The following is a 7,184-nucleotide window of genomic DNA, read 5'->3' as shown; positions in this document are numbered from 1 at the left end:
CCGGGCCGGCGGGCGGCTCGGGCGGCCGGGCGAACCCGCCCGGTGCGCCGGCCCGGGCCGCGGGCCCGGGGGCGAACAGGCCGTCCACCGCCCCGGCGCGGCGCCGCGCCGCCGCACGTTCGGCCTCCGCCGGGCGCGTCCACCCGGGGGCGTCGGCGGCCCCGGGCTCCGGCGGGTGCGCCCGCCCGGCGGGCCCGGTGTGCTCGGCGTCCGCGGGATGGGCCTGCCCGGCCCGAACCTCCGGAGCCTCCTCGCCCCGGTCCGCCGCACCGGCCAGGGCGGCCGCCACCGCCCGCTGCACCTTCGCCGTCAGCGCCTCCTCGCCGCCGAAGTACCGGCTCGGGCCCTTCATCGGGATCGCGCACAGACCCGGGCGCAGCACCTCCACCCGGGGCGTGAACGCCTCGACCGCCGCGACCACCGGTTCGAACCGCCGGGCCTCCGCCTCCGGGTCCCGCTCCCGCAGCTCCAGCGCGGGGCAGAGCCGCTGGGCCAGCTTGAGCCGCTGCCCCTGCCGCACACCGGCCGACCGCGCCGCCTCCGAGCAGGCCAGGACCCGCCCGCCGGCGACCACCGCCACCGGGACGTCGCCGCCGCCCGCGCTCCCTTCGACGGCCACCACCGGCCAGTCCGGGCACCAGACCACCAGCACCCGCGGCGTCCCGGGGGTCCCGGCTGCCGCAGGTGTTCCGGACGCTCCGGACGCTCCGGGCGCTCCACCGTCGGTCATCTCACACCACCGCCATTCGGTCGAGGTCCGCCCCGGCCCCCGACGTCACGTCCTCCCCCGCCTCGGCGGCCTCGGCCACCGCCCGCACCTCGCCGTGCTCGTCCGGCAGCCAGAGCCGGGCGGTGCGCCCGCGCACCGCCGAGCCACGCCCCTCCACCGCCACCTCCACCTGCCGCCCGGTGAGCTGGCCGTGCCCGTCACCCAGCCCGAACCAGCGGCCGGAGCGCACCTCCAGCCGCAGCCCCGCCCCCGGCCACGGCCCGGCCACCAGCAGCACGCAGCCACTGCGCCGCAGCACGGCCGCCAGCCGGGCGGCCGGCTTGGGTGCCACCGGCCCGTCCGGACGCAGCATGATCAGCTCGACCGCCCCGGCCAGCACCGACACCACCTCGGCCCAGTGCGGCCCGGGGTCGTCCGCCACCAGCAGTCGCCGCAGGTCCAGCCCGTACCCGGCGGCCGCGGCGAGCCCGAGATCGGGCAGTCCGACCGCGGCCGCCCACCCGCCGTCCGACCCGCGTGCCCCGGCGGCCAGCGCGAGCAGCAGCCCGGTGTCCCCAGCCCCCACCGACACCGCCGTCCCCCGCCGGAGCCCGCCCTCCGGCAGCACCGCACCCAGCGCGGGCAGCACCGGCAGCAGCCCGCGCCGACCGTCGACCGCCTCGGTGCCGGTAGCGGCACCGAGGGCAGCCGCGGACACCACCGGGCGGAGCGGCTGCCGCTCGGCGGTGGATTCGAAAACAGATTCGAAAACGGGCACACCCCCAGGATCGAACATTCGTTCGCAAAGATTCAAGTCTGCTTGGTCCACCCCAACGGTCACTCTCCGTGATGCCCACCGCTCGGGGCCGCCCCGGCCGGCCCCGGACCGCCCCGGGGGCGATCGCCCAGGTCGGTGCGGGTGCCCCCCTCGCGGCGCGGGCGCCGCCCTCCCGGCACGGCGGAGTCCGGGCACCTCACGGAACGGCCGTGTCACAACTCGCCGGGCTACCTCGTCATAGGAGTGCAAGCCGCCGGACACCGACTTTGGAGCGCGTCATGGAAGCACGCCTGAACCCCTTCACCAACCCGGTCCTGGGCAAGGTCTTCAAGCACATCATCGCTGCGGGCAAGGTGCTCGAAGGCTCGACCCTGCCGGCCGCGACGCAGGAGCTGGTGAAGCTCCGCGCCAGCCAGATCAACGGCTGCGGCTTCTGCACCGACATGCACTTCAAGGACGCCGTGCACGCCGGAGAGTCCCCGGAGCGCCTCAACCTGGTCGCGGCCTGGCGCGAGGCCACGGTGTTCACCGAGGCCGAGCGCGCCGCCCTGGAACTCGCCGAGGAGGCCACCCGCATCGCCGATGCGGCCGGTGGCGTCTCCGACCGGGTCTGGACGAACGCCGCCCAGCACTACGACGAGGACCAGCTCGGCGCCCTGGTCGGAGTGATCACCGTCATCAACGCCTTCAACCGCGGGAACGTCATGCTCCAGATGCCCGCCGGCGACTACCGGCCCGGCCAGTTCGCCTGAGCGGGAGCACTGCCCGGGACGGCCGGATCCGGCCCGGACCGGGGCCACCGACGAGGCGGACACCCGCGCACCCGACGGGCGCGAGGTGTCCGCCTCGCCGCCTTCGCGAGCCCGGCTCCGCGACCGACACTCTCGCCAACCGGGCGTGACCGCCGTTACACTGATGGCGCGTCACATCTCGCCGGTGCACGTCGTCTCCCTGGCACACGAGGAAGCGACCCGCTCGACCGAGGAGGACGCACCATGGAGACCATGACCGTCGAACGCGTCATCGACGCCCCCATCGACGACGTGTTCCGCTGGCTCACCACGACCACCAACTACACGGCCTCGCCGCTGGTGCTGCGCTGCCGCCTCGCCCGGCGCGGCAGCGGGGCGCCCTACGGCGTCGGCGCCGTCCGCAACCACCTGTGGCTCATCGGCTGGTTCAGCGAGCGCATCACCCACTACGACCCCCCGTACGCCACCGAGTACGTCGTCGACCGGAGCCTGCCGCCGTCCCGTCACGAACTCGGCCGGATGACCTTCACGGAGGTCGACGGCGGCACCCACGTCCGGTGGACCACCCGCGCCGAGGTCGGCGTCCCGCTGCTCGGCGGCCCGCTCACCCGGTTGTTCGCCCGGCCGGTCATCACCCGCACGTTCCGGGGCATCCTCGACGCCGCCGCCACCGCGCTGACCACGCCTCCCGGCCGGACCCCGCCGCGGCACTGACCGCCCGTCGGCCGGAGGCGGGGTGGCAGACTGGTCCCATGATCGGACCGGACTTCAAGAAGGACCTTCAGATCTATCTGCAGGACGCCCGAGACACCCTGCTCTGGAAGCTCGACGGACTGTCGGAGTACGACATCCGCCGCCCGATGACGCCGACCGGCACCAACCTGCTGGGGCTGGTCAAGCACGCGACCGGCGCCGAGGCCCTCTACTTCGGAGCCACCTTCGGGCGGCCGTTCGCCGGAACGCCCCTGTGGATCACCGGCGACGCCGAGCCGAACGCCGACCTCTGGGCGACCCCCGAGGAGACCCGGGAGCAGATCGTCGACCGGTACCGCGCGGCATGGGTCCACGCGGACGCGACGATCGGGTCACTCCCGCTGGACGCCGTCGGCCGGGTGCCCTTCGGCAACCGGAGCGAACTGACGCTCCACCGGGTCCTCGTCCACATGATCGCGGAGATCCAACGCCACGCCGGCCACGCGGACATCGTCCGGGAACAGCTCGACGGGACCACCGGCCTGCGCGACGGGGACGGGAACATGGCCCCCGGCGACCGCCTCCAGTGGGAGGAGCACCACACCCGAGTCGAACAAGCAGCCCGCACGGCCGCCCAGCCCACCTGACCCCCCAAACGGGCCTCAGCCCGCGCCGTCCGTGCAGGTCGGCCGGGCCGGTCGCGACGGCACCGGGCGGTCGAGGTGACGCGGCGGCCGACGGCGTGCGAGCCTTCGGGCATGTCCGAGCTGCGCGAACAGGCCGATCCCCCGGTCCGGTTGATCGGCTTCTGGGGGTCGCCGGAGAACCGGGCGCTGCCGAACCCCGCTGATTTCGCCGATCCCGCGTGGGACGAGCCGGAGCGGCAGTGGGTGGCGGACTACCTGGAGCACGGGCAGGTCGCCGCGTCCTGGATGGGCTCGTCCCGGTGCAGACTGTGCTCACGCGTCAACGGGTCCCGTGATCTCACCGACGGCCGCTACCTCTGGCCCGAGGGGCTCGCCCACTACGTTCTCGGCCACGGCGTCAGGCTCCCGGCCGAGTTCCTCGACCACATCGAGCGGAGGTCCCGGGCTCTGGAGGATCTGGAGCGGGACGACTCGTGGTGGCGGCGGGCCACGGGCCCTACGTAGGCCGGCCAGGACCGCTCGACCTGACCCCCCGAGCGGGCCTCAGCCCGCGCCGTCCGTGCCGTGGTACTCGCTCGGCATGGAGCTGTGGTGCTCCACGGGCCGTTCGGTGCCGACTCTCGCCCACCACCAGTACGCGAGGCCGGCCACGGCGACGAGGCCGACCGGAATCAGGACCACCAGAAGCCATTCGAGCATGCCGTCTCCCCCTCCCCCGGCGGCCGACCCGGCGTGCCGCCCCCGGGAAGCGTAGGCCCACGCGCGCCACGGGGTGGCCGGCGGCGCGGCGGGGCCGCGTTGACCTGTCCCTGACCGGGACCCTAGGGTCTGGCCTGTGCAGCGATACGACTGGCTGAAGACGATTCAGCGGATGGACCCGGAGACCGAGTTCACCGAGATCTACCGGATCAGCAGCTGGTACGAGTTCCCGTGGGACACCACCCAGTCGCTCAGCTTCGCGCTCTACCGCACCTACGCCGTCCCGAGCATCGGCCGACTGCTCGCGCGGACCGGCGAGTTCACCCGCCGCGCGCAGAAGCGCTACGACGACACCGTGCTGATCCTGGAGGCCGTGGTCGAGCACGGCTTCGCCTCGGAGCAGGGCCGGGAGGCGATCCGGCGGATGAACCGGATGCACCACCGGTACGACATCTCCAACGAGGACTTCCTGTACGTGCTCGCCACCTTCGTCGTGGTACCCAAGCGCTGGCTGGACGACTACGGCTGGCGCCCGTACTCCGAGCACGAGGTGCGGGCCACCACCAACTACTACCGCGAACTGGGCCGCCACATGGGCCTGAGCGACATCCCGGAGACGTACGACGCGTTCGAGCGGCTGCTGGACGGCTACGAGCGCGCCCACTTCGGCCACGACCGGGGCGGCCGGGAGGTCTCCGACGCCACCCTCGGCCTGATGGCCTCCTGGTACCCGGCCCCGCTGCGGCCCTCGATGCGGGTGTCCTCGATCTGCCTGCTCGACGATCCGCTGCGCGAGGCCTTCGGGTACTCCCGGCCCCCGGCCGCGCTCCGGTACGCCGTCCGCTCCGGCATGCGGCTGCGCGGGCGGCTCGTCCGCCTCCTGCCGCCGCGCCGCTCCCCGCGCCTGGCCCGCGACGGCCGGCAGGTGCGCAGTTACCCGGGCGGGTACCGGATCGCCGAGCTCGGCACCTTCGAGGACGGCGCCACCGGGCACGGCGCCTTCGGGGACGCCGCCGCGCCCCGGGGCGGCTGCCCCTTCCCGCCCGCCGCGACCGGGCCGGCCGGGGGCACGGACCCGGCCGGGGGCTGACCGCCCGCCGCACCCGCTCCGCCCCGGACCGGCGCCCTCACTCGGGGACGACGAGGGTGTTCTGGCAGGCCGTCAGGAGCCAGCGCCCGTCCTCCTTGGCCATCACGTACAGCGGGCTGCCCTCCTCGCCGACCTGTTCGCCGGCGAGGGTGAGGTAGCGCTGGCGGACCTTGACCGCGGCCACGTCGGGGCGGACGAAGAGGACGTGCACCACCTCGTACTCGGCGGTGTTCCCGGAGCCGAGGAAGGCGCCCGGGAGCACCGTGCGGGTGAACGCGGCGATCTCGTCCCGCCCGGTGAGGCGCTTGCCGTGGCCGGTGGTCCAGATCGCGTCCTCGCGGAAGAGACTGACGAACTCCGCCACGAGTTCGTTGACCTGGGCGTACTGGAGGGCGGCGACGACCCGCCCGACGGCCTCGGTCTCAACGGCGATGTCGGCCTCGGCGCCGATCCGGGCATCGGCCGCGACGGCCGTGGTGTTCGTGTTCATGATGACCATGATTGACCTTCAAGCCGACTTGAGGTCAAGCCTTTTCGGCCGCCGGCTCCACCCCGGCCCCGACCTGCCCGGCGCTCGCGCCGTGGGCGGTGACGGCGGTCAGGGGCAGTGCGACGTGGCCGACGCCGGTGCCGAGCCGGGTGAGCGCGGTGGCGGTGAACAGGGTACGGAAGCCGGGTGTCCGCCAGAGTGATCCGGCGCTCCCGGTCCGTTCGTCCGGTCAGCGGGCAGGGCGGGCCGGGCGGGCACGGGGGTCGCCCGGGCGTCTGGGGCGGCCGGGGCGGCCGTGACCGCCCGTTCCCGGGTCGGCCGCGGACGGGTCAGGAGGACCCCGGCCAGCACCACGGCCATTCCCGTGACACCCCTCGCGCTCAACGGCTCGTCGAGCACGAGCGCGCCGAGCCCGGTGGAGACGACCGGCAGCAGGTAGCCGACGGTGGCGGCCGCGGTGGCGCCCTCGGTGGCGATGAGCCGGTAGTTCAGGTGGAAGGTGAGCCCGGTGGAGAGCACCCCGAGCACGGTCACCGCCGCGAGCGCCCGGACGTTGAACCCGTCGGTGGCACCGGCGGCGGCCGGCAGCGCCAGCGAGCCGAGCCCGGCCGCCACGGTGAGCTGGGCGGCGGAGAGGGCGAGCGGGGCGGTACCGGTGCCGGTGAGCACGCGGCCCATGTAGGTGAACGCCACCGCGTAGCTCGCGGCCGCGCCCAGCAGGGCGAGCACGCCCCAGCCGGGGGCGCCGCCGTGCTGGTGCGCCGGCCCCGCGTCGCCCTGCCACGGCGAGAAGATCACCAGCACCCCCGCGAAGCCGAGCAGCAGACCGCCGAGGCGCCTCGGGTGCCACCCGCGTTCCGTCCCGAGCGCCAGGCCGATCAGCAGCGACCAGAGCGGGGTCGTCGCGTTGAGCACCCCGGCGGGCCCCGAGCCGACGGTCCGCATGCCGAGGGCGGCCAGGAAGAAGGGCAGCACGTTGCAGAACAGGGCGGCCACGGCGAGCCGGAGCCAGACCGCGGCGCCGCGCGGCAGCCGCTGCCGGGCGGAGCGGGCGAGGAGCAGCAGCACCGCGGCCCCGAGGGCGGAGCGCAGCACGGTGATCTGGAGCGGGGTCAGCCCGTTCCGGAGCGCGAGTTCGGTCCACAGGAAGCCCGATCCCCAGAGCAGGGCGAGCACGGCCATCCGCAGCACGGGACACCTGCCTTTCGTCGGTCGGCCTCCCGACCGGGAGGCCGGAAGCGCCGGAAGCGCCGGAAGCGCCGGAAGCGCCGGAAGGAACGCTGCCCGCCCGGACCCGACAGGACAAGTGAAAAGTTCTTCAGCACG

General features: G+C 74.7%; 10 protein-coding genes. 5 read left to right on the top strand and 5 right to left on the bottom strand.

Annotated features, from left to right (window positions below; translation table 11 throughout):
- Positions 1-652, bottom strand: a 652-nt coding sequence (locus tag ABT263_RS34080) for a Y-family DNA polymerase (protein ID WP_502885908.1), incomplete at its 3' end; no start/stop codon positions are given.
- Between the two features lie 79 nt (positions 653-731).
- Positions 732-1,487 carry a DnaE2-dependent mutagenesis accessory factor ImuA' gene (gene imuA' / locus ABT263_RS34075; RefSeq protein WP_352296584.1) on the bottom strand — a complete coding sequence of 252 codons (756 nt, stop codon included), beginning with the start codon at positions 1,485-1,487 and terminating at the stop codon, positions 732-734.
- Positions 1,488-1,765: 278 nt separating this feature from the next.
- Between imuA' and ABT263_RS34070 the strand changes: the two genes are divergently transcribed.
- The 4 genes from ABT263_RS34070 to ABT263_RS34055 all read left to right on the top strand — a co-directional run bounded on the left by ABT263_RS34070 (position 1,766) and on the right by ABT263_RS34055 (position 4,083).
- Positions 1,766-2,239, top strand: a complete 474-nt coding sequence (locus ABT263_RS34070; protein ID WP_352296581.1) for a carboxymuconolactone decarboxylase family protein — start codon at positions 1,766-1,768, stop codon at positions 2,237-2,239.
- Positions 2,240-2,482: 243 nt separating this feature from the next.
- Complete coding sequence (locus ABT263_RS34065) at positions 2,483-2,953, top strand: SRPBCC family protein (RefSeq protein ID WP_352296578.1); 471 nt, start codon at positions 2,483-2,485, stop codon at positions 2,951-2,953.
- 38 nt (positions 2,954-2,991) lie between these two features.
- Complete coding sequence (locus tag ABT263_RS34060) at positions 2,992-3,579, top strand: DinB family protein (protein WP_352296575.1); 588 nt, start codon at positions 2,992-2,994, stop codon at positions 3,577-3,579.
- 111 nt (positions 3,580-3,690) lie between these two features.
- Positions 3,691-4,083, top strand: a complete 393-nt coding sequence (locus tag ABT263_RS34055; RefSeq protein WP_352296572.1) for a hypothetical protein — start codon at positions 3,691-3,693, stop codon at positions 4,081-4,083.
- Between the two features lie 39 nt (positions 4,084-4,122).
- On the opposite strand, the gene ABT263_RS34050 is transcribed toward ABT263_RS34055, so the two are convergent.
- A complete protein-coding gene (locus ABT263_RS34050) occupies positions 4,123-4,278 on the bottom strand; it encodes a hypothetical protein (protein ID WP_329487048.1) in 156 nt (51 codons plus the stop codon).
- 136 nt (positions 4,279-4,414) lie between these two features.
- On the opposite strand from ABT263_RS34050, the gene ABT263_RS34045 reads away from it, so the two are divergent.
- Complete coding sequence (locus tag ABT263_RS34045) at positions 4,415-5,368, top strand: oxygenase MpaB family protein (RefSeq protein WP_352296569.1); 954 nt, start codon at positions 4,415-4,417, stop codon at positions 5,366-5,368.
- A 37-nt stretch (positions 5,369-5,405) separates the two neighbouring features.
- Here the strand turns inward: ABT263_RS34045 and ABT263_RS34040 are convergent, their stop codons facing one another.
- Together ABT263_RS34040 and ABT263_RS34035 are read right to left on the bottom strand one after the other, a co-directional pair.
- Positions 5,406-5,858: an SgcJ/EcaC family oxidoreductase gene (locus ABT263_RS34040; RefSeq protein ID WP_352296567.1), complete on the bottom strand. Its 453-nt coding sequence runs from the start codon at positions 5,856-5,858 to the stop codon at positions 5,406-5,408.
- A gap of 108 nt (positions 5,859-5,966) precedes the next feature.
- On the bottom strand, positions 5,967-7,040 hold the full coding sequence (locus ABT263_RS34035; RefSeq protein WP_352296564.1) for a DMT family transporter: 1,074 nt from the start codon (positions 7,038-7,040) through the stop codon (positions 5,967-5,969).
- Between the last annotated feature and the right edge of the window lie 144 nt (positions 7,041-7,184).

Origin of the sequence: Kitasatospora sp. NPDC001603 (genome assembly GCF_040298365.1) — a bacterium.
In the GTDB taxonomy this organism is placed as follows: domain Bacteria; phylum Actinomycetota; class Actinomycetes; order Streptomycetales; family Streptomycetaceae; genus Kitasatospora.
The sequence above is the reverse complement of the archived record's forward strand: the minus strand, read 5'-3'. Positions and strand labels throughout refer to the sequence as shown.

What these genes read in the sequence shown, in the direction of transcription:
- ABT263_RS34070 (WP_352296581.1), top strand. Translation starts at nt 1,766, where the DNA reads ATGGAAGCACGCCTGAACCCCTTCACCAACCCGGTCCTGGGCAAGGTC.
- ABT263_RS34065 (WP_352296578.1), top strand. Translation starts at nt 2,483, where the DNA reads ATGGAGACCATGACCGTCGAACGCGTCATCGACGCCCCCATCGACGAC.
- ABT263_RS34060 (WP_352296575.1), top strand. Translation starts at nt 2,992, where the DNA reads ATGATCGGACCGGACTTCAAGAAGGACCTTCAGATCTATCTGCAGGAC.
- ABT263_RS34055 (WP_352296572.1), top strand. Translation starts at nt 3,691, where the DNA reads ATGTCCGAGCTGCGCGAACAGGCCGATCCCCCGGTCCGGTTGATCGGC.
- ABT263_RS34050 (WP_329487048.1), bottom strand. Translation starts at nt 4,278, where the DNA reads ATGCTCGAATGGCTTCTGGTGGTCCTGATTCCGGTCGGCCTCGTCGCC.
- ABT263_RS34040 (WP_352296567.1), bottom strand. Translation starts at nt 5,858, where the DNA reads ATGAACACGAACACCACGGCCGTCGCGGCCGATGCCCGGATCGGCGCC.
- ABT263_RS34035 (WP_352296564.1), bottom strand. Translation starts at nt 7,040, where the DNA reads ATGGCCGTGCTCGCCCTGCTCTGGGGATCGGGCTTCCTGTGGACCGAA.